Annotated in this window: 26 protein-coding genes; 11 read left to right on the top strand and 15 right to left on the bottom strand. The window is 71.7% G+C overall.

Translation table 11 applies throughout. The features are described 5' to 3' along the window. From VFO26_RS13460 to VFO26_RS13430, 7 genes are read right to left on the bottom strand one after another with little or no spacing between them, the layout of a single operon-like run. The gene (locus VFO26_RS13460) at positions 1 to 1,188 is read right to left on the bottom strand and encodes a ZIP family metal transporter (protein ID WP_325115538.1); all 1,188 of its coding nucleotides are present in this window, start codon (positions 1,186 to 1,188) and stop codon (positions 1 to 3) included. Further along, entirely contained in the window at positions 1,188 to 2,210 is a 1,023-nt protein-coding gene (locus VFO26_RS13455; protein ID WP_325115536.1) for a multicopper oxidase domain-containing protein, read from the bottom strand. Before VFO26_RS13455 ends, VFO26_RS13460 begins: the two co-directional genes overlap by 1 nt. A 32-nt stretch (positions 2,211 to 2,242) precedes the next feature. Beyond that, a complete protein-coding gene (locus VFO26_RS13450) occupies positions 2,243 to 2,962 on the bottom strand; it encodes an N-acetylmuramoyl-L-alanine amidase (protein WP_325115535.1) in 720 nt (239 codons plus the stop codon). Next, positions 2,959 to 3,141: a hypothetical protein gene (locus VFO26_RS13445; RefSeq protein WP_325115534.1), complete on the bottom strand. Its 183-nt coding sequence runs from the start codon at positions 3,139 to 3,141 to the stop codon at positions 2,959 to 2,961. The genes VFO26_RS13450 and VFO26_RS13445 overlap by 4 nt, the downstream gene beginning before the upstream one ends. A gap of 9 nt (positions 3,142 to 3,150) precedes the next feature. Then, positions 3,151 to 3,786, bottom strand: a complete 636-nt coding sequence (locus VFO26_RS13440) for a PIG-L deacetylase family protein (protein WP_325115533.1) — start codon at positions 3,784 to 3,786, stop codon at positions 3,151 to 3,153. A 9-nt stretch (positions 3,787 to 3,795) separates the two neighbouring features. Then, positions 3,796 to 5,310 carry an O-antigen ligase family protein gene (locus VFO26_RS13435; RefSeq protein WP_325115532.1) on the bottom strand — a complete coding sequence of 505 codons (1,515 nt, stop codon included), beginning with the start codon at positions 5,308 to 5,310 and terminating at the stop codon, positions 3,796 to 3,798. Further along, entirely contained in the window at positions 5,307 to 6,245 is a 939-nt protein-coding gene (locus VFO26_RS13430; protein WP_325115531.1) for a FlgD immunoglobulin-like domain containing protein, read from the bottom strand. Before VFO26_RS13430 ends, VFO26_RS13435 begins: the two co-directional genes overlap by 4 nt. Before the next feature lie 166 nt (positions 6,246 to 6,411). Here VFO26_RS13430 and VFO26_RS13425 point away from each other — a divergent pair, with 166 nt between their 5' ends. Continuing rightward, positions 6,412 to 7,695 carry a PQQ-binding-like beta-propeller repeat protein gene (locus VFO26_RS13425; RefSeq protein WP_325115530.1) on the top strand — a complete coding sequence of 428 codons (1,284 nt, stop codon included), beginning with the start codon at positions 6,412 to 6,414 and terminating at the stop codon, positions 7,693 to 7,695. A gap of 189 nt (positions 7,696 to 7,884) precedes the next feature. On the opposite strand, the gene VFO26_RS13420 is transcribed toward VFO26_RS13425, so the two are convergent. Further along, on the bottom strand, positions 7,885 to 8,844 hold the full coding sequence (locus VFO26_RS13420) for a sulfotransferase (RefSeq protein ID WP_325115529.1): 960 nt from the start codon (positions 8,842 to 8,844) through the stop codon (positions 7,885 to 7,887). Between the two features lie 34 nt (positions 8,845 to 8,878). Between VFO26_RS13420 and VFO26_RS13415 the strand changes: the two genes are divergently transcribed. After that, the gene (locus VFO26_RS13415) at positions 8,879 to 9,376 is read left to right on the top strand and encodes a DUF4395 family protein (RefSeq protein ID WP_325115528.1); all 498 of its coding nucleotides are present in this window, start codon (positions 8,879 to 8,881) and stop codon (positions 9,374 to 9,376) included. 33 nt (positions 9,377 to 9,409) lie between these two features. Continuing rightward, on the top strand, positions 9,410 to 9,907 hold the full coding sequence (locus VFO26_RS13410) for a GNAT family N-acetyltransferase (RefSeq protein WP_325115527.1): 498 nt from the start codon (positions 9,410 to 9,412) through the stop codon (positions 9,905 to 9,907). On the opposite strand, the gene VFO26_RS13405 is transcribed toward VFO26_RS13410, so the two are convergent. The 5 genes from VFO26_RS13405 to VFO26_RS13385 form a co-directional block, all read right to left on the bottom strand. Continuing rightward, positions 9,904 to 10,803: a sulfite exporter TauE/SafE family protein gene (locus tag VFO26_RS13405; RefSeq protein WP_325115526.1), complete on the bottom strand. Its 900-nt coding sequence runs from the start codon at positions 10,801 to 10,803 to the stop codon at positions 9,904 to 9,906. The genes VFO26_RS13410 and VFO26_RS13405 overlap by 4 nt on opposite strands. 26 nt (positions 10,804 to 10,829) lie before the next feature. Further along, complete coding sequence (locus VFO26_RS13400; RefSeq protein ID WP_325115525.1) at positions 10,830 to 11,636, bottom strand: phosphosulfolactate synthase; 807 nt, start codon at positions 11,634 to 11,636, stop codon at positions 10,830 to 10,832. Further along, a complete protein-coding gene (locus tag VFO26_RS13395; protein WP_325115524.1) occupies positions 11,620 to 12,210 on the bottom strand; it encodes a FumA C-terminus/TtdB family hydratase beta subunit in 591 nt (196 codons plus the stop codon). The genes VFO26_RS13400 and VFO26_RS13395 overlap by 17 nt, the downstream gene beginning before the upstream one ends. 219 nt (positions 12,211 to 12,429) lie before the next feature. Then, entirely contained in the window at positions 12,430 to 13,329 is a 900-nt protein-coding gene (locus tag VFO26_RS13390; RefSeq protein ID WP_325115523.1) for a fumarate hydratase, read from the bottom strand. Beyond that, positions 13,326 to 14,531, bottom strand: a complete 1,206-nt coding sequence (locus VFO26_RS13385) for an FAD-dependent oxidoreductase (RefSeq protein ID WP_325115522.1) — start codon at positions 14,529 to 14,531, stop codon at positions 13,326 to 13,328. Before VFO26_RS13385 ends, VFO26_RS13390 begins: the two co-directional genes overlap by 4 nt. Positions 14,532 to 14,615: 84 nt before the next feature. On the opposite strand from VFO26_RS13385, the gene VFO26_RS13380 reads away from it, so the two are divergent. The 7 genes from VFO26_RS13380 (at position 14,616) to VFO26_RS13350 (ending at position 20,944) form a co-directional block, all read left to right on the top strand. Next, a complete protein-coding gene (locus VFO26_RS13380; protein ID WP_325115521.1) occupies positions 14,616 to 15,005 on the top strand; it encodes a CBS domain-containing protein in 390 nt (129 codons plus the stop codon). Between the two features lie 399 nt (positions 15,006 to 15,404). Then, the gene (locus VFO26_RS13375) at positions 15,405 to 15,563 is read left to right on the top strand and encodes a hypothetical protein (RefSeq protein WP_325115520.1); all 159 of its coding nucleotides are present in this window, start codon (positions 15,405 to 15,407) and stop codon (positions 15,561 to 15,563) included. 83 nt (positions 15,564 to 15,646) lie between these two features. Beyond that, on the top strand, positions 15,647 to 16,534 hold the full coding sequence (locus VFO26_RS13370; RefSeq protein ID WP_325115519.1) for a TOMM precursor leader peptide-binding protein: 888 nt from the start codon (positions 15,647 to 15,649) through the stop codon (positions 16,532 to 16,534). Beyond that, the gene (locus tag VFO26_RS13365; protein ID WP_325115518.1) at positions 16,531 to 17,868 is read left to right on the top strand and encodes a YcaO-like family protein; all 1,338 of its coding nucleotides are present in this window, start codon (positions 16,531 to 16,533) and stop codon (positions 17,866 to 17,868) included. Before VFO26_RS13370 ends, VFO26_RS13365 begins: the two co-directional genes overlap by 4 nt. Next, positions 17,865 to 18,728, top strand: a complete 864-nt coding sequence (locus VFO26_RS13360; RefSeq protein WP_325115516.1) for a SagB/ThcOx family dehydrogenase — start codon at positions 17,865 to 17,867, stop codon at positions 18,726 to 18,728. Before VFO26_RS13365 ends, VFO26_RS13360 begins: the two co-directional genes overlap by 4 nt. Continuing rightward, a complete protein-coding gene (locus tag VFO26_RS13355) occupies positions 18,729 to 20,216 on the top strand; it encodes an ATP-binding cassette domain-containing protein (RefSeq protein WP_325115515.1) in 1,488 nt (495 codons plus the stop codon). It begins immediately after the preceding gene. Next, complete coding sequence (locus VFO26_RS13350; RefSeq protein WP_325115514.1) at positions 20,213 to 20,944, top strand: ABC transporter permease; 732 nt, start codon at positions 20,213 to 20,215, stop codon at positions 20,942 to 20,944. The genes VFO26_RS13355 and VFO26_RS13350 overlap by 4 nt, the downstream gene beginning before the upstream one ends. Here VFO26_RS13350 and VFO26_RS13345 read toward each other — a convergent pair whose 3' ends face one another. Together VFO26_RS13345 and VFO26_RS13340 are read right to left on the bottom strand one after the other, a co-directional pair. Then, entirely contained in the window at positions 20,945 to 21,958 is a 1,014-nt protein-coding gene (locus VFO26_RS13345; protein WP_325115513.1) for an iron-containing alcohol dehydrogenase, read from the bottom strand. A gap of 23 nt (positions 21,959 to 21,981) precedes the next feature. After that, on the bottom strand, positions 21,982 to 22,926 hold the full coding sequence (locus VFO26_RS13340) for a LysR family transcriptional regulator (protein ID WP_325115512.1): 945 nt from the start codon (positions 22,924 to 22,926) through the stop codon (positions 21,982 to 21,984). Between the two features lie 110 nt (positions 22,927 to 23,036). Here VFO26_RS13340 and VFO26_RS13335 point away from each other — a divergent pair, with 110 nt between their 5' ends. Beyond that, a complete protein-coding gene (locus VFO26_RS13335) occupies positions 23,037 to 24,050 on the top strand; it encodes a DUF354 domain-containing protein (protein WP_325115511.1) in 1,014 nt (337 codons plus the stop codon). The last annotated feature ends 47 nt before the right edge of the window (positions 24,051 to 24,097 follow it).

The following is a 24,097-nucleotide window of genomic DNA, read 5'->3' as shown; positions in this document are numbered from 1 at the left end:
CTACCCGATCAGCAGGCCGGTCGCCCACATCGCGGCGATGCCCGCGAGGTAGCCGCCGACCACCCAGCCCGAGCGCAGCCCGCCCGGCGCCGTGCGGGCGACGTACCGGCCCACCTCGACCACGACCTGGAGCGCGGCGCCGGCGGCGAGCGCGAAGAAGAGCGGTGTCAGCACGTCGCTGGAGGCGTAGCCACCGAGCCACGTCCCGAGGATCGCGGGAGCCCCGGCGACGAGCGCGAGCGCGAGGAGCTGCCGGACCGAGACCCGGGTGCGGCTCGCGGGGGCAGCGATCCCGAGCCCCTCGGTGACGTTGTGCACCATGAAGCCGATCACGAGGAATGCTCCCAGCTGGAGCTCGCCGGTCGCGAACGAGCTGCCGATCGCGAGGCCCTCCCCGAGGTTGTGGACGCCGATCCCGATCGCGACGAGCAGTGCGAGCGCGAGGCCCGTCGCTCCCGCCTTGCCTCTCGAGAGGCGAGACGAGAGGAACGTCATGCCGAGCGCGCTCGCAGCGAGCCCGAGCAGCACGAGGCCCGGCCCGCCCAGCGCCGAGGGGAGCACGGCCTGGAGCTCGAGTGCCTCGGCGAGCGCCTCGACCCCGAGGAAGGTGAGAAGGCCGCCCGTGAGCGCCATGAACGCGGCGATCCAACGCGGGTCGGCCCGCCGGAGCGAGGGGAGCCAGAGCAACCCGAGCGCGACCGGCAGGATGCCCACGAGCGCGCCGATCAGGCCGTAGCCGAGAAAGCCGCGCACGCTCGGCTGGGGGGTGAGGACCGCGGCGGGCACCTCGTGCGTCGTCTGGATGCCGGTCGAGCTCGTGACGCCGATCGCGATCGGCTCCTCCTCGACCCAGTCGTAGGGGACGACGATCGTGCTCGAGCGGAGCCGGCCGAGCGTGGCCGGGCCGTCGAGCGTGAACGGGACGATCGCGTCGTCGACGGTCACGAGGGCGATCGTGAGGTCGTCCGGCTGGGGGTTTCGCACCTGCACCCGGATCACGCCCGGGCGGAACTCGACGCGGCGCACGTCGAACTCGTCGGCGGGCGGCGGGTTGCCGCCCACGAGGTCGACCACGCGGTCCCCCTGCGAGACGACCCCTGCGACGGCGACGGCGAGGAGGACGATCGGGACGAGGGCCCAGAGCCGCCAGGCGACACCGCCCGGCGCGGCCTCCGTCCGGGCTTCCACTAGTCCTCCCCCACCTGGAAGTAGCCCATCCAGCCGAGCTCGGTGAACTCCGACTGGTGCGCGTGGAACATGAAGGTGCCGGTGTTCGCGAAGCGCATCTCGAGCACGCCCCGCTGACCCTGGCACTGCATCACCGTGTCCGTGTACTCCCAGTGCTCGCCCGTGCCCGTGGGCTGGTAGCGGAAGAAGTCCGCGTGCAGGTGGAACGAGTTGATCAGGTCGAACTCCGTCAGGTTCGCGAGGTAGAGCCGCACCAGCTCGCCCTGGCGCACGCGGATCGGATAGCGCGCGTAGTAGAACGTGCGCCCGTTGACGGTGTAGAAGTTGTTCTCTCCGTCAGCGTCGGTGTCGAAGCCGTTCATCACCATCACGAGCTCGCGGGCTGGCTCGCGCGGCTTCTTCGGGTCGATCACGAACGCGCCGTAGAGGCCCTTGTGGATGTGCTTCTTGAGCGGCGTCGCGTGGCAGTGGTAGAGGTGGAAGCCGGCGGGCCGCGCGGGGAACTCGTACGTGAGCTCCTTGCCCGGTGAGACGATCTCGAAGACGCCGTCCATGTCCGTGGGGTGGATGCCGTGGAAGTGGATCGTGTGCGGGTGCACGCCCGCGTTCACGAAGCGCACACGGAGGATGTCGTCCTCGGTCGCCCGGATCACGGGGCCGGGGACGGTGCCGTTGTACGTCCACGCCGGGAAGAACACCCCCGGCGCGATCTCGATCTCCTCGTCCGTGGCGACCAGGGTGTAGTCACGCACGCGTCCGGGCCGGTACGGGAGAGCGGGCGGCGGATACAGCAGGTCGTCGAGGTCGTTGGGGCCGCCGACCGCGGGGGCGCCCTCCCCGATCATCGCCGCGTGGCCGATCATCGCGGCCCGCTGGTCGTGGGTCGCGAGCGAACGGTGCGCGCTGTGGTCGTGGGGCGCGGCGGTGACGTCTCGCCCGCGCGCGACGGCAGCCAGCCCGAGCGGCGCGGCCGCGAGCGGCGCCGTCGCACAGAGCAGGCCTCGCCGGGTGAGTTTAGCCATGCCTAAACTCTATCCACAGACTTTAGTCCTGTCTAAATCCCGCACCTCGCCCCGGGTAGGCCGATGAACCGGAGCGTGCCGCGGCAGAGCCCGACCGCGGCACGGCGCCTCACGGCGGGCCGCGCCAGCTGCCGGTCCTCGGTCGGGTTCGTCATGAAGCCCAGCTCCACCAGGATCACCGGCACATCGGCCCAGTTGAAGCCGGTGAAGTCCGAGCGCTCCTGGATCCCGCGGTCCGGGAAGCCGAGCGCGCGCACGAGCTCCGTCTGGACGAGCCCGGCGGCGCGCCGGCTCGATCCGTAGACGTCGTCCGTCCATCCCGGGCGGAGGGCCGGAGTCAGCGTGTGTGTGCCGCGCGCGTCGCCGCTCGCAGAGCCGTCGGCGTGCACCCGCAGGAACAGCGCAGCGCCGGCCCGATTCGCGATCCGCGCACGGGCGACGTTCCCCATGCTCACCCCGGCCGTCCTCTCCCGCGTCATCAGCACGCGCACCCCTGCCCGGCGCAGTAGCGTTCGCAGCCGCAGCGAGACGTCGAGGGTCAGGTCCGGCTCGCGGATCCCGGTGACGACGCCGTGGGTGCCGCCGCCGTCCTTGATCTTGAGCGTCGCCGAGCCCGGGCCGATCGGCTCCGTGGCCGGGTTGGCGAGCAGGTCGTGACCGGGGTCGACGACCACCACGGGCGTCGCCGCATGGGCCGTAGCTGCGAACGCCGTCGCGACGGCGAGCGGAAGCAGAACGCACAACCTCGTCACTGCGGCGGGATGCGCATCCGCAGCCAGACGTACGTGACCAGGGCCCCGGGGACGAAGAGGATGGCGGAGGCGGCGATCAGCGCCTTCGCGGCGGTGGAATCGAGGTCGACGGCGAGCCCGGCGATCAGGCAGAGCCCGCCGAGCACGCAGAGACCGGCGCCGATCATCCCGGGTCGCATCGCCCGAGGCTACGCGACGAGCCGGTAGACCTGGAACACCTCGGCGAACTCGCGGTTCACGTTCGTCCCGTGCACTCGGGCGAGGTTCCAGATGTACTGCTCGTCCGCGTAGCGGCGGTGCTGCTGGGATGCGTAGCGGCGGACGGCGGCGACCTTCCTCTCGACATGGTGCCGCTCCAGCGCGAGGTAGGCGCCGTAGGAGAAGTCGAAGTTGTTCCACGGGATCTCGTAGCCGAGGATGGTCGTGCGCTTGAACGCCCTCAGGCCCTCCTGGGCGACGGTCTGGTGGTCCTGGTGGACGTCGTGGTGCGAGGGCTGGAACACGATGTCCGGACGCCACTCGTCCCAGAGCGCGACGAGGAGCTCGAGGATGTCCTGACGCCGCTCGGGGAAGGTCCTCACGTCGAGGTCGTGCACGGTCAGGTGCGAATCGGGGATCCCGAGCTCGGCCGTCGCCTCGCGCACCTCGCGGGCGAGCGTGTCGGGCTCGAAGCCGGGGGGGAGCGAGCGGGTCGCGATCGAGAACGCGACGTAGCGCACCTCGCAGCCGGTTTCCACGAGGCGCGCCATCGTGCCGCCGCACCCGAACTCGCCGTCGTCCGTGTGCGGCGCGAGGACGAGCGCGCGTTCGAGTCCGTGCAGCACGGCGCGAGTCTACGGCGTGGGCGTCGGCGCCGGTTCGGGCACGGGCGGCGGAGCAGGCTCGGGAACCGGCTCCACCGGGCGGGGGGTCGTCCTCTTCGGCACGCGCGCGGTGAGGGCGAGCAGGCCGAAGAGCGCCCACGTCATCGGGTCCTCGAAGAACGCAGCGTAGAAGAGGCTGTGCACGGTGATCGCGACCAGGACAACTCCCGTGGCGAGCGAGACGCGCGACGTGAAGCCCCGGCCGAGGCCCGTGAGGGTGGCGAGGAACGCGGCCGCGAGAAGCCAGCCGAGGAGCCCGAGGCCGACGATTCCCTCCTCGGCCGCGACCGTCACGGGCATCGTGTGCGAGGCGACCCGCTTCGGGTCCCTGCCCGGGATCCCGAGCCGACGGGCGTACTCGTGCGAGAAGCCTCCGGCTCCGACCCCCGCGATCGGGTGGTCGAGGGCGATCCGGACGCCCTGGCCCACGAGGTTGGCGCGTCCCGAGGTGATCCGGTTGAAGCCCGAGCGCGACTTGCCCACGAGCTCGTCGCGCACCTGAGGGACGGCGAGCACCACGACGGCGGTGAGCGCGCCGACCGCGAGGAGCGCGAGCGTCGCCCTGCGGCCCCAGGCGACGGCCACGGCGACGACGATCCCGGCCGCGAGCGCGACGAAGCTCGACTGCGAGAACGAGATGAGCAGCCCGAGCCACGTCGCCACCACGACGGCGTAGAGCCCGGCAACTCGCCAGCCGCGGACTCCGCCGAGCACGATCCCGGCGAGCGACGCGAGGATCGCGACCGTGAGGTAGCGCCCGTACACCGAGGGGTCCCAGAAGACGGAGTTGACCCGGAAGAAGGGTGCGTACGCGTTGAACACCTTCACGCTCGGGTTCCAGAAGACGTCGCGGGTGAGCCACTGGTACCCCCCGACCAGGGCGTAGGCGAGCGCCGTCGCGACCAGCCCGCTCCAGAGCCAGGTCAGCCACCGTCCACGCCAGGGCAGCCGCGCGAAGCCGAGCGCCAGCAGCCCGAAGGGCAGGAGGAACGCACCGAGGAGGATCGCCCCCCGGCGGACGTCGACCGCCCAGACGAGCGAGAGCCCGGTCCATCCCACGAACGCCGCGAGCGGGAGCGCGACCGGGCCGAGCTCGCGCGAGCGGTCGTCACCGCGGAGGAGCGACCACCCGAGCGCGAGCGCGAGCCCTCCGATCACCGCGTAGAGGGGCAGGAGGAGGTTGACCTCGTCGCTCCCGATGTCGACGGGCAGCCGCAGGGGGATGCAGGCCAGCGTCGCGAACGCGAGCAGGTACGGCCACCGCCGGAGCAGTACCGCGACTCCGACGGAGACGACGACCCCGCCGACGGCCGCTGCGGCCACCCGGGAGCGGCTGAGGTCGGGCAGGAGATAGACGCCCAGCACCCCGAGCGCGGCCGCCCACGCGACGAGGCCCGCGAGGCGGGCAGACCGGGTGGTCCCGAGGTACAGCGCCGCGAGCCCGGCGGAGCCGATGACGCCGGCAGCCTGTGCGGCGGCGGTCACGAGGGGGCCTCGCGGACAACGACGGCGGCCCGCTCGACGTGGCCGTTTGCCTCGACCTCCAGGGTGTAGCGTCCCGGCTCGTCCGGCGCGCGGAGGCGGAGCGTGCCCGGGCGGGCCGCGCCCGAGCGGCCGCCCAGCGCCCAGCGCAGGGTCCGTGCCTGCGAGATCGCGAGGATCGCGAAGCGTCCGCCGGGCCTCGTTACGACACGGTCTCGGCCGAGCGCCAGGAAGGCGATCCGGACCGTGCGGGACCCCGAGCGCGGGCCGAGGTTGCCTGCGAGGTCGCGTGCGACGAGCCGGAGCTCGTGTGGCCCCTCGGGAAGCCGCTCTCCGCCCGCGACGCCGAACCAGTCCATCGTCCCCGTCGTCCGGGTGCCCAGCCTGCGCAGCGCCCGCGTCCCGCCGACGAAGAGCTCCACGGAGGCCCGCTCGCTGACGCGATAGCGGAGCTTTGCCCGGTCGAAGCGTCCGTCGCCGTCGGGTGAGATCACGAGGGGGCGCGCCGTGAAGCTCTCGACCCGCGGTGGGGTCGTGTCGACGCGGATGCGGTTCGGCATCACGATCGTCCGACGCTCCTGGTCGAGGTGGATCCGGGGGCGATACGTGCCCTCGTCGGCGACGCGACCCTCACCGTCGCGGCCGTCCCAGACGTACGAGACGAACGTGCGGCCCTGGGGCCGGTTCCGTGCGAGCTCGCGCACGACGTCGCCGGAGCCGTCGACGATCTCGACGCTGACCCGATCGGCGTTCCGCAGCCGGAAGCGGATCGCGGCGGAAGCGGTCTCGCAATCACAGACGGGCGAGAAGGTCTTGTCGACCGTCGGGCCCACGATCGGGTTGCGCGTCAGCTTCAGCTTCTCGGTCACGACGAACGCGGCAGAGGTGGCGACGAGCAGCGCCGTCACGAGCGCCACGGGTGCGAGCCGGGCGCTCATCGCCCGCCCTGCACGGTCGCCGAGCCGCGCCGCGTCCGACCCGGGCGGGGCCCCTCGTCGTGAGAGCAGCTCCCGGCCACCTGAACGGCGATTGTAAGGACGGGTCGGCGGCACCCGACGCGCAAGGCACACTGGTTGCTCGGCACACCGGAGCCGACCCCGCCCAATGCGCCGCCGACTCCTCTTCGTCCTTGCAGCCGTGCTCGCAGTGGCCTTCGGGGCCGGGGTCGCGCTGCTGACCACCCGGTCGCTCCCCTCCGGGAGCCTGGAAACCGACGTCACGGACGTGACCGTGGTGGCCCCGGCTCCGCCGCCCCCGCCGACGACGCCGCCGAAGCCGAAGCCGCCCTCGCCGAAGCCGAAGCCGGAGCCGGAGCCGCCACGGGTGGTCGACCGTCGCTGCTGGACGATGTTCGGCGGGGGTCCGAAGCGCGACCTGGCACGGCTCTCGATCGACCTCGGCGTCCCCGGCAAGCGGCTCTGGGCGCGCGGTCTCAAGTCCTACGTCGAGTACCCGCCCAGCTACTGCGACGGGATGCTCTACGTGAACACCTTCAAGGGCGACACGTGGGCGATCGACGCGACCACCGGCAAGGTCGCCTGGCGCAGGGTGACGGACGCGCACAAGCCCTCGACACCGGCGATCTCGGGGGACAATTTGATCGTCAGCGCGAAGGACGGGACGGTCACCGCGCTGACGCGGAAGACCGGGAAGGTCGTCTGGCAGCTGCGCACGAACGCGATCGTCGAGTCGTCGCCTGCCGTCGTGGACGGGGTCGCGTACTTCGGCGCCACCGACGGCCGGCTGTTCGCGGTCGATGCCGACACGGGACGGGTGCGCTGGGCCTACGACACGGGCGGGCGGATCAACTCGAGCCCGTCTCTCGCCCGGGGTCGCGTGTGCATCACGACGTACGCGGGATCGATCTTCTGCGTCCGCCAGCGCGACGGCAGGAAGCTCTGGAGCACGTACGTGCGGCGGGACGCCTTCCGGTACGAGAGCTTCTACGCGAGCGCCTCGACCGACGGCGAGCGCCTCTATACGATCGCGCGCTCCGGGCGGATCGTCACGCTGGACGCGTCGAGCGGACGGGTGATCTGGACCGACAACGTCAACTCACTCGGCTACTCGACCCCGGCGGTCGGCAGCGACCGGATCTTCGTCGGCGACTTCAACGGCGGCCTGCGCGCCTACCGCAAGACGGACGGGAGGCTGCTGTGGCGGACACACGTCGGGGGCAGGATCCTCGGCGGTGCCGTGATCGTCGGCGACCTCGTGTTCTTCTCGACGCTCGAGACCGAGACGTATGCGGCGCGGGTCTCCGATGGCAAGGTCGTGTGGCACTTCCCGATCGGCAAGTACTCCCCAGGTATCGCCACCGAGCGCGCGTACTACTTCACGCTGAACGGCATCCTGGTCGCCTTCCGCGGCAAGGACGGGCCGGTGTAGCACCGTCCCCACGGGACGCCTTGACGCGGAGCGGTGTCAGACACCGTTCGCTGTCAAGAGCAAGCCGTGCCGATTCGGTCTCGATTCGTCCACAGGCGCCGGGCCCGTGCCGCTGCGCGGTTCGGGGCGCGGTGTGGACAATCGACGCGGGCTGCCTCGTCCGCCCCGGTGGGCGTAGGGCCGAAAGTGTCAGACACCGGGCTTCTGGAGAACCGCGTGACGCCGGCGCCAGAGCGGCGAGCGCTGCGTGGCCGCACCGACGGCACGCCAGGCAGAGGTCTTGGCGCGGTAGGCGGCGAGCTGCGCGCGGTCGTGCCCACGGCCGGAGACCTCGTAGCCGAGTGCGTGGAGCAGGTCGCCCGCGACGTGCTCGAACGCCGCGCCTTCCTTCGCGGTCATCTCGGTGCGCCAGTCGCGCACGCCGGTCCGCGGAGGCTCGCCCAGCCGCTGCTGGTGCTCCTTGCGCGCCGAATCGGTCTGCCCGACGTAGGCGAGCATGTCCTCGTCGAACACGAGCCCGGCAAAGTCGCACACGCGCCGCAGCCCGGCGGATGGGTCGGCAACGAGAGCCTCGTAACGGATCTCGAGGTAGCGGGCAGCGCCGACACGCGCCCCGAGCGCCCGCGCCGCACGAACCTCGGTCGCCCATTGGCATGCGAAGCCCGCAGCGTCACGCGGGTGTCCCCATCCCTTGGTCATGATCCCGGTGGGCACCGAGAGGAACGACAGCGCGGCGTCCCGCCCGTCTCGGACCAGGTGGACGAAGAGCGCGTCAGGGAAGAGCCGCTCGAGCAGCGGCAGGTGCTGCATGTACAGCGGCGTCTTGTCACCCCAGCGCGGCTTGCCGCGCTCGGCGGCGTAGGCCTCGAACACCGCCGCGATCGCGGCACCCGTGGCCATCCCGGGACGAAGACGTGGTGCGACCACGTCCGGTGAGAGGCCCCACTCCACGAGCGTCGGCAGCCGCCGGAGGTCGTCCAGAAAGGCCCTCGGCTGGACCGCCCGGCGGTGACGGCGCGCGAGCTGCGGGACGAAGTACGACTCGTCCGGTACGGCGAGCGCCGGGTTCCGATCGAGCATCACGCGAAGCAGCGTCGTGCCCGACCGGCGGACGCCGAGGACGATCAGCGGCAGGCCCGGTTCGGTCACGCGGGCACTGTACGGACTGGTATTACTTCCCGAAGTGAAGCGAGAGCGACGCGCAGACCCCTACCGCGACACGCAGCTGATCGACGAGCGAGCGCCACGCTTCAACCAGGTCGTCGTGGGTCTCGTCTCGCTGCTCGGCGTTGCGATGGGCTGGTGGTGGCTCCTCGCCCTTCTCGCCTTGCAGCTTGCGCTCGGGTTGACGCTCGGCCGCCGCTGGTGCCTCCCGTGCGTCGCGTACTTCGAGCTCGTGCAGCCGCGTCTCGGCGAGGGGCGCCTGGAGGACGCCCGCCCGCCGCGCTTCGCGAACATGGTCGGGCTCGGCGTTCTCGCGGCGGCATCGACCGCCTATGCAACCGGTCTCTCCGGCCTCGGCACAGTGCTGGGGCTCCTCGTGGCTGCCCTGGCGCTCCTCGCTGCGACCACCGGCTTCTGCGCCGGCTGCACGGCCTACAAGCTCGGCTACCGGCTGACGGGCCAGCGGTTCGTCTCGTGCCCGCTCCCCCCGCCGCTCGCCGGCGACCGCTCGACGTAGAACGCGGCGCCCGTGCCGACCTACACTCGGCCCGTGCCCGGGGAGATCGTGGTCCGGCGAGCGACGCGGGAGGACGCGCCCGCCCTGGCCGCGTTGAGCAACGAGAGCAGCGCGTACTACGCGAGGCTCGCGCCCGAGCTGTTCGCGGAGGGCGACCTGGACGGTTTCGCCGAGTGGATCGCCGTGGAGTGGGACGACGGGCCGAGAACGCTCGCGCTCGTCGCGGAGCTCGCCGGCGACGTCGCCGGCTACCTCGAGGCTGTGATCCAGGAGCCGGAGGAATGGCGACGGTTCTTCGGCGCGCGCGACTTCCGCGAGCGGCGGCTTTTCGTCAACGCGGTGCTGACGGCGGAGGCCCACCGCCGCCGCGGCGTCGCGACGTTGCTCGTCGAGAAAGCCGAGGCCTGGGGACGCGAGCAGGGCGCGAGCGTCGTGCTGCTCGATACCTGGGCGGAGAGCCCAGTGTCGGTGCCGTTCTGGGAGCGCATGGGCTACGGTCGACGGTCGATCGTCTTCCGGAAGACGCTCTAGCGGGCCGGGTCCTCGCCGGGGGCGGCGGTCGGGGCGACGCTGCGAGTCGCCAGCCAGCGCCCCAACACGACGAGCGCTGCGATCGCGGCCGCGATCGCGCCCGCCAGCACGATCATGTCCGCTCCAGGCGGGTCGACCAGCTTCACGCCGGCGAGGGTCAGCGTCGCGGCCAGCGCGATCCTGAGCGCTCGGTCGGGAAGCCTGACCGTGAAGTGCCCGCCGATCAGGACGCCGGGCACGGAGCCGATCAACAGCCAGCCCGTGGCCGCGAGGTCGACGTGACCGGCGACGAGATGTCCCGCGCCCGCGACGGCGAGAAGGATCGCCGCATGGAAGATGTCCGTGCCGACGATCTTCGCGGCGGTCAGCGGGAACGCGATCAGCATCACGAGGCCGAAGAGCGTGCCGCTGCCGACCGACGTGAGGCCGACGACGAAGCCGCCGACGACGCCGGTCGAGAATGCGATCGCGCGGTCGCGGTTCGTGAGCAGGAACGGCTTGTCCTCCGGGCTCGAGTGGAGGTACGCCTTGACGAGGAAGGCGATCCCGCAGACGACGAGCGCAACGCCGAGGATCGCCTTGGCCGTGTCCTCGTAGCCGTCCCCGTACTCGCGCTTGAGCCACCACGCGAGCGTCACGCCGAGGATCGAGAACGGCGCGGAGCCGAGCAGCATCCAGGCGGTCAGGCGCGCGTGGACATGCCCCAGGCGACGATGCTGTACCGCCCCGAACGACTTGAAGATCGCCCCGTGGACGATGTCCGTGCCGATCGCGATCGACGGCTTGAAGCCGAAGAACAGCACGAGCAGCGGGGTCATCAGCGAGCCGCCGCCCATCCCGGTGACGCCGACGAGCAACCCGACCAGGAGCCCGGCGAGGGAGAGCTTCCAGTCCACGTCAGCGCCCCATGGCGGGCCGGCGATCAGGCGAGGGGCGCCGGATCATCGGGCACGGGCGCCGAGGCCAGGAGCACTTCCTTGAGCGTGTCGCCGCGGAGCCCGAGCCTCAGCGTCTCCAGCGGGATCACCTCGTCCGGTGGGATGTTGCCGAGGTTGACGTTCGGCCCGAAGTGCTTCACGAACCAGGCCTGCGAGGACTTCGTGGGCGCTTCGAAGAGCACGTTCTCGATCGGCACCCCGTGCGCGATCTCGTCGAGCAGTCCCGTCCGCATGTCCCCGTCGGCGCGGAAGATCCCGGCCGTCCCGCCCTCCCGTCCTTCCGTGATCACCTTCCAGGCACCGGCGGCGAGCTCCTCGTTGATCCACTCGACCCACTGGTAGGGCGCAAAGACGACGTCCGAGTCCTTGGAGCCGACCTCCGAGAGCACGGTGAAGTCCCGGGCGAAGTCGGTGATCAGCTCGAGCTTCCGTTCGCGAGGGATCTCGACGGTGCCGTCCGAGATCTCGACGTGCGAGAAGCGGTGCTCGACGAGCCAGGTCTTGAACTCGTCGATCCGGCCACGGCCGTACACCGCCTCGAACAGGGTTCCGCCGCAGACGACAGGTGTTGCGAACGACCGGTAGAGCGCGATCTTCTTCTCGAGGTTGTTGGTGACGTAGCTCGTCCCCCAGCCGAACTTGACGATGTCCACGAACTGCCCCGCGGTGTCGAACAGCCCTTCGATGTCGCGGAGGTTGAGACCCTTGTCGATCACGTGGGTGACGCCGACGTCGCGAGGCTTCCCGGGGCGCGACGGGACGCCGAGGAAGCCGTCATTGAAGTCGGGCATAGAGCTCCTCCAGCTTCGTCTTCGCGCGGTCCTGAACCTCGCGGTACAGCGATCCGCCGTGTGCGTCGATGCCCACGATCAGCGGCCCGAAGTCCTTGACGCGGAACTTCCAGAGGCACTCGGGCATCAGCTCTTCCCAGGCGACCTCCTCGATCTCCTCGATCTGTGTCGTCTCGAGCGCAGCCGCGCCGCCGACGATGGCGAAGTAGACCATCCCGAGCCGCTCCATCGGCTCGATCGCCTCGTCCGGGAAGCCACCCTTGCCGCAGATCGCGCGCACGCCGTACTGCGCGCCGAGCCCCTCGGTGAACCGCACCATCCGGGCGCTCGTGGTCGTGCCGATGCAGATCTTCTCGTAGCGGCCGGGGCCGACCTTGCGCACGTTCGGCGCCGTGTGCAGGAGAAATGCCCCGGTCAGGTCCATCGGGGGCTCGATCCCCTGGTCGAAGATCCGGATCTGCGTCCGGTCGCGGATGCCGATGATGTGCCCCTGGACGATCACCTCGTCGCCCGCGCGCAGCTTCAGGATCTCCGCCGTGTCCGTGATCGGGAACGTGACCTCGTGCTGGGCCATCAGACCACCCGGCCCGGGACGACCGGCGGAGCGGGCGGCGCGACCGCCCGCAGGCCGGCGTGTCGCAGAGCGCGAGTACGCGAGCGCAAACCCCCACCCAGGGTGGGGAGGCCTCCCGCCACCCTCACTGCCGATTCTACGTCGCGGCCGGCCGCGGAGTCGTCCCGGCTTCGAGCCGGTTTCTCCACAGCGCGCTGGATTCGATCCGGTGCGGCCACCTCACGCCTCCCGGTCGAAGTCGACGGTGCCGTCCGCGGCGATGTGGGCCGACGCGCGCCGCGCTGCCCAGCACTGGTAGTTGACCGCAACCGGGTTGAGCGTCATGTGCGTGTCCGCGTGCTCGATGTGGCACTGGAGCACCGTCACGTCACCCCCGAGCCCCATCGGGCCGATTCCCGTCTCGTTCAGGAGGTCGTACAGCTCGTCCTCGAGCTGTGCGACGAGAGGATCCTCGTTCCGCGTTCCCACCGGACGCGCGATCGCCTCCTTCGCCAGGTGCATCGCGTAGTCCGCCGAGCCGCCGATCCCGATCCCGACGATCCCGGGTGGACACGGCTTGCCGCCGGCACCGACGATCGACTCGAGCACGAACTTCTTGATCCCGTTCACGCCGTCGGCGGGCACGAGCATCTTGAGGAACGTCATGTTCTCCGAGCCCGACCCCTTGGGCACGCACTTCACGTCGAGCCCGTCCCAGTCCGGCAGGAAGTCCCAGTGGACGATCGGGACGCGGTAGCCGACGTTGGGGCCGGTGTTCTCGCGTGTCAGCGTGTGCACCGTGTTCGAGCGCAGCGGATGCTCGACCGTCGCCCGCTCCGTCCCCGCCTTCAGGGACGCGTAGATGCGCGCGGGGTGCAGCGGGAAGTGCTCGCCGACGCGGCAGTAGTAGACGGCGATGCCCGTGTCCTGGCAGACGAGGTTCTTCTGCTCGTCCGCGATCTCCACGTTCCGGTGGATCGTCTCCAGGACCCGGATCCCCGTGACCGAGGTCTCCCGCCCCAGTGCCGCCTTCAGGGCGTCGCGGAGGTCCTGCGGGATGTCCTTCAGCGCCCACACGTAGAGGTGCGCCGCGGCGTCCTCCACGGCCTGGGCCAGATCCGTCGACGTGATCGTTGTCATGCCTTCGCTTTCGTCGCGGCGTTCGCCCCGGCCCGGCGGCCGAACACGACGCACTCGAGGAGAGAGTTGCCCATCATGCGGTTTCGCCCGTGCGTGCCGCCGGCGATCTCGCCGCACGCGAAGGCGCCCTCGAGGGTCGTCTCGGCCCGGGTGTCGATGACGAGCCCGCCGTTCTGGTAGTGGAGCACGGGGTAGGTGAGGATCGGCTCGGAGAGCGGGTCGATGCCGCCGCCCCGGTACCGGCGCAGCATGTAGGGAAGCGAGACCTCGGCGTCCTCCGGGGAGATCCTGGTCGTATCGAGCCACACCGCCGGCCGGCCGTCCTCCGTGACGACGCCCCGCCCGGACTCGACCTCGTCGAAGATCGCCTGCGACACCTCGTCGCGCGGCCCCAGCGAGTCCGTGAACTCCTCGCCGTCGGCGTTCAGGAGCACCGCCCCGTACGCGCGGGTGGTCTCGGGAATGGAGTACCCCTGCATGGTCGCCGGCCAGGCGCCGCCGTTCGGGTGGTACTGGAGCGCGTCGAGGTCACGCGCGGCGGCGCCGGCGTCGAGCGCGATCCTGGTCGTCTCGCCGGTGGCGTTGGGATGGTTGGTGGAGAGCTCGCGGCGCGTCGCGGCCTCGGCGAAGCAGCGCCCTCCGGATGCGAGCACGACGGTCGCCGCCTCCACCTCGTCGGGGCCGTCAGGGGTCGTGAAGGACGCGCGCCAGCCGCTCGCGGTCGGCTCGAGCGCGTCCAGACGGTGGTGGGCGAGCGTGGCGCCGTCCCCTCCCTCGAACCCCTCGCGCAGCGCCTTGGTGATCGCATGGCCGGTTCGGTCTCCCACCTGGAGCAGGCGCCGCCGAGAGGCTCCGCCGCAGCGGGCAAGGCGGTAACCGCCGTTCTCCCGCGTGAACGCACAGCCGAGCTCCTCGAGCCAGGCGATCGCGGCCGGGGCCTCCGAGGTGAGCACTTCCACGAGATCGGGGTCGGCCGTGTCGTGCGACGACCGCACCACGTCCTCCGCATGGATCTCCGGTGAGTCGTCCTCCCCGAGCGGCGCCTGGATCCCGCCCTGCGCCTTCGAGGAATTGTTCGCCTGGAGCGTCGTCTTCGTGGCCACCGCCACTCGAACGCCCTCGCGCGCGGCGGACACGGCGGCGGCGAGCCCAGCTGCCCCGCTGCCGACGACGAGCACGTCTGTAGGGGCGACCCGCGCCACGGCCGCATCCTACCGCAATCGTGGCAATTCTAATGCGCTCCATTAGGGCTGCTTATCCGCCGACGGCGCGGGTAGACTCCGCTCATGCTTCGCCTCTCCGAGATCATGCGCCGGGAACCGATCGAGGTCGCCCCCGAGGACACGCTGGGCGAGGTCGCCGAGCGCATGAGCGAGGCGAACGTCGGCGCGGTCGTCGTCAAGGACTACGGACGCCTGATCGGCATCCTCACAGAGCGGGACATGCTCAAGGCGATGGCCGCCCGCGTCCACACGAGCGAGGCCCGCGTGCGCCAGTGGATGACGGAGGATCCGATCACGGCCGGCGTCGACACCGGCCTCGAGGAGGCGGCCAGGATCATGCTGGACAACGGCTTCCGCCACCTTCCGATCGTGGACGAGAACGGCCGCGTGGCCGGGATCGCCAGCCTGCGCCGTGTCGTCGCGGCCACGCAGGCGGCTGCCGACCGCGCCTGAGGACGCGGACCAGGTTCGGCTCGAGGCGGCGGCGGTCCAGCGCGTGAGCGCGTAACGCGACCCGCGCGACCGTCGCCGTCATCCGCCACAGCGTGGGGCTCGCGAAGACACAGTCCGCCTGGTTGGTGCGGCCTCCGATCCAGCCCTCGGCGTACAGGTAGCGGAGCGCGACCCGGTCGAAGGGGGGCCGGCCATGGTCGACCGGGCCTGCGCGGCCGGAACGGTGGTCGCGAGCGCGTACTCGGCCATCGTTCGATGATCGGTCGCTCCCGGCGTGTGGTGGACGGCCGTCCTGCCTGTGGAGAGATCGGTGCTGTCCTGCGACAAAGGACACCTCGCGCGCGGGCCTTCCATTTGCGAGTCTGGCAACAGAAGCCCGACACGCGAAAGGAGCCGTTCATGTTCGAGGTATTGACGGAGGAGATGCTCGACCTCTCCGCCACCGTTCGCGGCTACGGCGCCGCCGTCTACGCGATCGTCGATGACGGTAGCTGTGGAAGCTGCGGTCTCTGTTGCTCGGTGGTGCTCTGTTGCTCCTGCTCCGTGCTCTGCTTTTGAGCGAGTCTCGGACAACCGGGCCCGCGATCCCGGAGCGTCCGGCGTTGCCGCCGTGGTGCCGGCTGGCCTCCGATCGCCGCCGCATGCTCGTCGAGCACGGCGGGACGGTCGTCACGTTCGAAGGCGGGGGAGCCGCGACGCTCCTCCCCGAGCTGGTGCCGCTGCTGGACGGAAGCCGCACGGTCGACGAGCTCGAGGAGGCGATGGGGCGGCCCGTCGCGCCCGCCGTGCGGCGGGCGCTCGGGCTCCTCGCACAGAACCAGCTGCTTCTGGACGGCCCGCAACATGCGGACGGCGGAGATCCCCTGGCCGCGGCGGCGACCTTCGCCGCCGCGGTCACCCGCAGGGTCACGCCGCAGACCGCCCGGGAGAGACTGCTCGCCGCGCGCGCGGCCGTGCTCGGCTCGGGCCCCACTGCCGCGGAGGTCGCACGCCAGCTCGAGGAGATGGGAGTCAGCGGGGTGGATGCCTTGCCGCTGGATGCCGATCCCGGCGCCGGAGCCCTTCCGATAGCCGTCCCCGGTCGGCAGGAGATCGGCCGTCTCGACACCCTCAACCGGCTACAGCTCGAGCGCCGGCAGGCGTGGCTCCAGGTGCTGCCCTACGACGGCAGGCATCTCGTCGTGGGGCCACTGTTCCTCCCGCACTCGTCCGCCTGTCGTGCCTGCTATCGCCTCCGACGAGCGGCCTGCTCGGGGTACGAGGAGGACTTCGACCTGATCGAGGACGAGCCGACTCGCGCGCCGGCGCCACCCTCCCTGGCCGTCGTCGCGGCAGGGCTCGCGGCCCTCCTCGTCCTGAGGTGGCTGACCGTGGACGACCCGTCGCTTCCGGGACGCTTCTACGCACTCGAGCCGGGACCCGTCGTGCGTCTCACCCACCATCTCGCCCTCCGCGTCCCGCGCTGCGCAGCATGCGGGCCAGCTGCCGGCCGCGCAGTGCCGTTGCCCTGGTATCCGGAGAGAAGATGACCGTCGCCGTGGCCGGGCCGGCGTTCACGCCGTTGAGCGTTGCCCTCGAACGCCTCGAGGACGCAGCCTCCCCGCTCGTGGGAATCGTCCGGCAGACCATGCGCACCATGCACGCTCCCGACGAGACCCGCCTGCCCAACAGCGCCTGTGACCTCGCATCCGCGCGCCGGACGCTCGGGGTGACGGCGGTCGAGTACGGGAGCGGCGCCGATCGCGACGAGTCGGGCGCACGGGCCGCCGCGATCGGCGAGGCGCTCGAGCGCTATTGCGGTATGTACGTCCCCCCGGAGCGCGTCCGCGTCGCGACCGCCCGCGCGCTCGGCGACGCCGCCGTCGATCCCGCACGCTTCGGCCTGTTCCGCGACGACCAGGTCGCACGGCCCGGCTTCCCGTTCGCCCCGTTCACGCTGGACACCCGAACGACGTTCGTGGAGGGCGAGTCGCTCGAGGACGGGTCGTCGGTGCAGCTCCCGGCCGACGTCGTCTACCTCGGGCGCGTCGCACCCGGGCCTCGGCCGATCGCGTACTCGACCACGAGTGGACTCGCGTGCGGCCCCACCCGCGACGAGGCTTGCCTGGCCGCGCTGCTCGAGCTGGTCGAGCGCGACGCGGTCATGCTGGCCTGGAACAACCGGCTCTCCCTCCCGTTGCTCGAGTGGTCCGACGACCCGGGAGCCGTCGACCTGGAGCGCGACTACTTCGAGCCCACGGGCCTGCGGTACAGCGTCCTCGACGGATGCGCCTTCCTGGGCGTCCCGGTGGCGATCTCGGTCCTTCATGGGCCGCCCGGGTCGCGCGCCGCGCTCGCGCTGGGCGCCGGCTGCGCGTCGACCGTCCAACGTGCGTGGCTGAAGGCCCTCTCCGAGAGCTTCGGGGTCTATCGCTGGCTCGGGATGGAGCTCGCAAGCTCCCCCGAGGCGCCGCTCCCGTCGGCGGCCGAGGTGAAGACCTTCGACCAGCACATGCTGTACTACGCGGACGAGGAGCGGGCGCGCCTCGCTTCGTTCCTCGATGCCTCCTCGACCCGGACGGCGCTCCGGGACGTCCGCCCACTCGAGGGCTCCACTCCTCGCGAGCAGATCGAGGCAGTCCTCCGGCGCCTCGCCCGCCACGGCATCTCGGCATACGCCGTGGACGTCACGACCCCGGACGTCGCGTCGCTCGGGCTCCACGTCGCCCGCGTTATCGCGCCAGAGCTGTGCCAGCTCGACGTCTGGCACGAAGCGCGTTTCCTGGGCTGTCCGCGGTTGTACACGGCCGCATGCGACGTCGGCCTTGCGACGGCTCCGCTGGAGCCAGCGGACGTCAACCCGCATCCGCACCCGTTCCCGTGACGACGGGGGCTCATTCGCCCGCCGACGACGGCGTCACGACCGCGGCCGAGCTGGTGGCCACCGTCAGGCTCACCCAGGTGCTCGGTGTGGACGAGCTCCGCTCGCCGGATCCGACCGAGGATTACCACGAGGCGTCGCGCATGTATCCCGGCGTCACCGACCCCTACGTGCTGGGGGCAGCCAGGCTCGAGCGGAGCGCCGAGATGCGCGTCACGGCCAGTCGGTCGGTCAAGCGCTACGCCCATCTGCCTGCCGTCCGGCTTCCACCGCCCAGCCTGGGCGACGCGGCGCTCGCGACGGCCATCGCGGGTCGACGCTCGCGGCGCGACTACGGAGCCCGGCCGCTCGCCGTCCTGGAGCTCGCGACGCTGCTGCACACCGCCTACGGGGTCACACGACCGGCCGGACCGCACCAGTCTCTGCGCAGCGCCCCCTCGGGTGGCGCCCTCTACCCCCTCGAGCTCTACGTCGTGTGCCAACGCATCGAGGAGATCGAGACGGGGCTCTACCACTACGACCCGATCCGGCATGTGCTGGAACGGCTACGGCAGCCGGTCTCCGCGGGGGTGTTGGCGGAGCTGACGCCCTACGAGGAGCTCGTCGTGCCGAGCGCGGCAGTGATCGTGCTCACCGCCGTCTTCTGGCGCTCCCGGTTCAAGTACGGCCAGCGCGCGTACCGCTTCACCTTGCTGGAGGCGGGCCACGCGGCCCAGAACCTGCTCCTCGCCGCTGCCGCGCTCGGATTGACCGCGCAGCCCGTGGGCGGGTTCTACGACCGCCGCGTGGACGACCTCGTGGGCGCGGACGGGCTGCACGAAGCCTCGCTGTATCTCCTTCCCGTCGCGTCCGGGGGCGGGTAGATGCGCGGATGCGCGCAGGTCGCCGCCTGGGTTGCGATCGCCGTCGGTGTGATGCTCGTCGCCCCGCCGATCGCCCCGGCCGACCTCACGCCCCACGCGCCGGGCGAGGCTTTCCTCGTGGGGTCGATCGCCGCCCTCGGGCTGTTCCTCGTCCTCGCGCGACGCGGCATCCCCGCGGCGGCGCTGGCGGCGGCGCCGCGGCGGCGCCTCCTCGCGCGGAGCGTCGTCCTCACGGCCAAGTCGACGGAGGAGGAGGCGATCTGGCGCGGGCTGGTGCTCGGCCTCCTCGTCGCGCCCCTCGGACGCCCGCTTGCGCTGGCGGTCAGCACCGTTCTCTTCGCGGCAAGTCACGCGCCACGCCAAGGACGCACCGCCGCCGTGCACCTGGCCACCGGCTCCGTGTTCGGCCTCACCTACCTCGCGACCGGCCGCCTGCACACGGCAATCGTTGCCCATGGAGGCTACAACGTCCTCGTGGGCGCCGCCTCCTTGGCCGAACGGGACATGTCCCTATTGGACACTGGCGGGACCGCGCGCACGGTCGTAGCATCACCGCGACCGCCCGCCGACCCGCCGCCGAAGCACGCAGACCACTCGATGGCGCCAGCATCCGCAGAGCCAGCGGCGCGCCTCGAGGGCGTCGTCAAGTCCTTCGGCGACGTGCGGGCGCTGGACGGGGTCGATCTCGAGCTGCGTGCCGGCGAGGTGTTGGCCCTGCTCGGGCCGAACGGAGCGGGCAAGTCGACGGCCGTCGCGATCATGCTCGGGCTGCGCCGACCCGATGCCGGTCGTGCCTGGCTCGACGGCCGCGATCCGCGCGACCCGGCTGCGCGGCGCGGCGTCGGCGCCGTGCTGCAGGAGGTCGGCTTCCCGCCGACGCTCCGTGTGCGCGAGACGACCGACCTCGTTCGGGCGCATTTCCCCACCGCGCGCTCGACCGGCGAGGCCCTCGACCGTCTCGGACTCGGGTCCCTGGCGGACCGCCAGGGAATGAGCCTCTCGGGGGGACAACGACGGCGGCTCGCCGTCGCGTTGGCGCTCGCCGGGAGGCCCGACGTGCTCTTTCTCGACGAGCCGACCGCCGGAATGGACGCGGCGGCGCGACGCGGGCTCCTCCGAGACCTCGCCCGCTTCGCAGCGGGCGGGGGCTCGGTGCTGCTGACGACGCAGCAGCTCGGCGAGGCCGAGGAGATCGCCACGCGCGTCGTCGTGCTCGCACGCGGTCGTGTGATCCTGGAGGGGAGCGTCGCCGAGGTGCGGGCGCGCGCGGGCACGACCAGGGTCACGCTGCGGGCGAAGCGCGTTCCCCGGCTCGACGGGATCGCGAGCATCGACTCGCACCTCGACCACCACGTGGTCTACGTCGAGGATGCGGACGTCTTCGTCACCGAGCTGGTTCGCTCCGGCGTCCCGTTCCGCGAGCTCGAGGTGACCCCGGTCAGCCTCGAGGACGCGTTCGTGACGCTGACCAGGGAGAACCCGGCGTGAGGCTCGCCCTCGCTCACGCGCGTGCGGAGACGTTGCAGTTCGCCCGCTATCCGGCCTACTCGCTGCCCACGCTCGCGTTCCCCGCGATCCTGATGCTGATCGTGGGTTCCCCGCTCTCGCGAGGCGAGCCCGAGCGCCTCCTCGCAGGATTCGCCGCCACCGCGCTCCTGACGGTGACGTTCTTCCAGTTCGGCGTCGGGATCGCAACGGCTCGCACGACTCCCTGGGAGACCTACCTGCGCACCCTTCCGGCCGGGGCGGCGACCCGGCTCGCGGGGCGCGTCCTGTCCGCCCTGGTGTTCGCCGCCGCCACCGTCGCCGTCGTGGTCGTCGTCGGCACCACCGTGTACGGCGCCGGGATGGCCCCGTGGCGGTTCGCGGCGCTCGTGTTCGCGCTGCTGCTCGGCAGCGCGCCCTTCGCCCTGCTCGGGATCGCGTTCGGCTACTGGCTGCCACCCCGAGCTGCGCTTCCGATCGCCAACCTCATCTTCCTCCCCCTGGCAATCGCCGGCGCCCTCTGGGCACGCCCGGGCGACATCCCCCACGGAGCCGACCTCGCCTCGCAGGTCCTGCCGACGCGCAGCTGGATCGAGGTGCTGGACTCGATCGCGACGGGGGACAGCCCGCTGCCGCTCCACCACGCCGCGGCGCTCATCGGCTGGGCGCTCGCGTTCGGCGCCCTCGCGTGGTGGGGCTACCGCCGAGACGAGGGGGAGCGCTTCCGGTAGCTACCAGATCGACCGCAGCAGCCCTGCGACGTCCCCGGCGCTCGCCCTCCGCGGGTTCGCCCTGGCGCCGGGGCGAGCGACGACGGCGTCTGCGACCTCGTCGAGGTCCGCCTCCGGGACGCCGAAGTCCCGCAGGCGCTCGAACCCTCCGAGCCGGGCGAGCTCCTCGACCCGTGACGCCGGATCCCTCGTCCCGAGAGCCGTCCCGAACCGCTCGACCGCGCTCGGCACGGCCACTGCGTTGAAGCGAAGTGCCACGGGCAGGCAGAGGGCGTTCATCGTGCCCTGGGGCAGGCCGTAGCGCCCACCGAGCGCCTGCGCCATCGCGTGTGCGAGGCAGAGGCCCGAGTCGGCGAGCGCGAGTGCGGCGCGAAACGCCCCTTCGAGGAGCCGCGTGCGGCCGTAGATCACGTCGAGGCGCTTCACGACGAGCGGTAGTGCGTATCCGATCGCGGTCGCACCGGTGTCGGCGTTCCGTTCCGCGCGGGGCGTTCGCGACGGGTGGTAGTACGCCTCGGCACAGTGTGCGAGCGCGTTCATCGAGGTCCCGACCGTCGCCTCGAGCGGCAGGTCGAGCGTCAGCTCCGGGTCGTAGATCGCCGCGACCGGCGTCGCGCGCTCGTCCATGCCTCCGCCTTTCCGTCCCGGCGCGAGCAGCATCCCGAAGTACGGCGTCCACTCGGCGCCCGCGTACGTCGTCGGGATCGCGACGATGCGGGGAAGCGGCTCGTGTCCGTGGCCCGCCAGCTCGGCAACGACCGCCTTGCAGGTGTCGATCGCGGCTCCGCCGCCGAGGCCCACGAGGCCGTCCGCACCGCTCTGCCGAACGAGGCCGGCGGCCTCCCGGACCGTCTCGGCCGGGACGTGAGGGCGGACGCCGCCGTACGTCTCGACCACGGGTAGGTCTCCCACCGAGCCCACGCCGCGGCGCGACGCGACGAGGAGCGGCCGCGAGATCCCGGCCTCCGCGCAGACGTCCCGCAGCTCCGCGAGCGATCCCGCCCCGAAGCGCACGATCCGCCTCGGCGGCGACTCGTTCAAGCGGGCGGGTCCGGTGTCGACGGCGCGAGCCCGAGCCCACGACCGAGCGTGGCCGTGCGTTCCCTCGCGAACTCCGCGAACGCCTCGGCGACCCGGCTCTGAACACGGCCCGTTCCACGCGCGATCGAGATCTCCCGGCGTCCGTCCATCCCCTCGATCCGTGCCTCGACGAGGGCGCCCGAGGCGAGCTCCGCCTCGACGGCCGCGCGCGAGATGAACGTCACGCCGTAGCCGGCGAGCACCGCGCTCCGGACGGACTCCTGCAACCCGAGCTCGAGCCGCACGTCGAGGTCGCGCAGGCGCAGCCCCAGGCGACGGAGCTCGTCGTCGACGATCCGACGCACCCCGGCGCCCTCCTGCATCACGACGAGGTTTTCGGAGGCCAGCTCGTGGACGTCGAGCACGCGCCCCGCGAAGCGATGGCCGGGAGGACAGACCAGGACGACCTCGTCGTACGCGAACGGCTCGAAGCGAACGCCGCGGTGCCGCGGGGCGGCGCCGACGATGCCCAGCTCCAGCCGGCGCTCGGCCACGAGCTCGACGACCGTCTTCGTGTCGTGTACCTCCAGTCCGACGCGCACCTCGCCGTGAGCCTGCTGGAACTCGCAGAGGAGCTGCGGCACCACAACCGCCGCGGGGCCTGTCGAGGCGCCGATCGCGAGCGTCCCCGCGAGCTCGCCGACGCCCTCCGAGATCACCTCGTCCAGCACCTGCTCCTCCAGCGCGAGCAGCCGCTGCGCCCCCCGGTAGAGGCGCAGGCCCGCCTCGGTCGGCTCGACACGACGGCCGGAGCGGTCGAGGAGCTGCGTCCCGAGGCGCTTCTCGAGCGCGCGTACCTGGAGCGAGACCGCGGGCTGCGTGACACCGAGCTGGTCGGCAGCCTGGGAGAAGGAGCGTCGCTCGACGACCGCGCAGAACGCTGCGAGCTGACGCGTGTCCATAAGTAGAACTTATAGCAGCGACCTCTCCCCGTGCCTGCGTGATGCGGAAATGCATAATGCCGGGCCGATCGCGACGTCGACGACCGCCGAGGCGCCGCCGAGGAGACGTGATGCGCATCTGGATCGACGTCACCAACTCGCCTCACGTCGTGCTGTTCCGGCCGCTCGTCGGCCTGCTCACCGCCCGCGGCCACGAGGTGACGATCAGCGCCCGGGACTTCGCCCAGACCGTCGAGCTGCTCGAGGCCTCGGGGCTCGTGCACACGGTCGTCGGCCCACCGCACGGTGGTGCCTCACGCGCCGGAAAGGTGCGCGCGATGGCCTCGCGCCTGCGCGCGCTGCGTGGCTTCGCGCGTGACCAAGCGTTCGACGTGGCGCTCTCACACGCCTCTCACGAGCTGCCGCTGGTCGCGCGATCACTGGGCATCCCGTCGTCGTACGCGTTCGACTACGAGTTCGCGCTGGCCCAGCACGGGCTCGGCTGCCGCGCGGCGACCCGCGTCGTCGTCCCGGAGGGGATCCCTCAGGAGCGGCTCGATCCGATCGGGGCACGTGCGCGCAAGGTGCGCCGGTACCCGGGCCTGAAGGAGGAGTACTACCTCCACGGCTTCACGCCCGACCCGACGGTGCCCGCGGGTCTCGGTGTCGACCCTTCCCGCGTTCTCGTGGTCGTGCGGACGCCGCCCGAGGTCTCGCTCTACCATCGCCACGCAAACCCGCTGTTCGTCGACGTGCTCGAGCGGCTGGGGCGCGACCCCGCGGTCCAGGCGGTCGTCCTGCCAAGGACGGCGGAACAGCGCGGGGCGATCGCGAGTCGAGGGCTGCCCTCGCTCGTCGTCCCGGACCACGCGGTCGACGCTCTCAGCCTGGTCGCCCTGGCCGATCTCGTCGTCTCGGCCGGGGGGACGATGAACCGGGAGGCGGTCGCGCTCGGCACCCCGGTCTACACGACGTTCACGGGCAGGCTCGGGGCGGTCGACGACCAGCTTCTGCGGGAGGGCCGGCTGCGGTCGCTGACCGCCGCCGACGCACTCGTCCTCGTCCGGAAGGAGCGTGGGACGCCGCTACCGACACGTGCGCCCGACGGGCTCCTCGACTGCTTGCTGACCGCCCTGGAGGGATAGCCCAGTATCCCGGCGGCGCGACCCGCATTTCGCGAGCGACACCTCGC

This window comes from Gaiella sp. (genome assembly GCF_035710885.1).
Lineage (GTDB): Bacteria > Actinomycetota > Thermoleophilia > Gaiellales > Gaiellaceae > Gaiella.
Note: the sequence above shows the minus strand (reverse complement) of the source record. Positions and strands in the feature narration are given on the sequence as shown.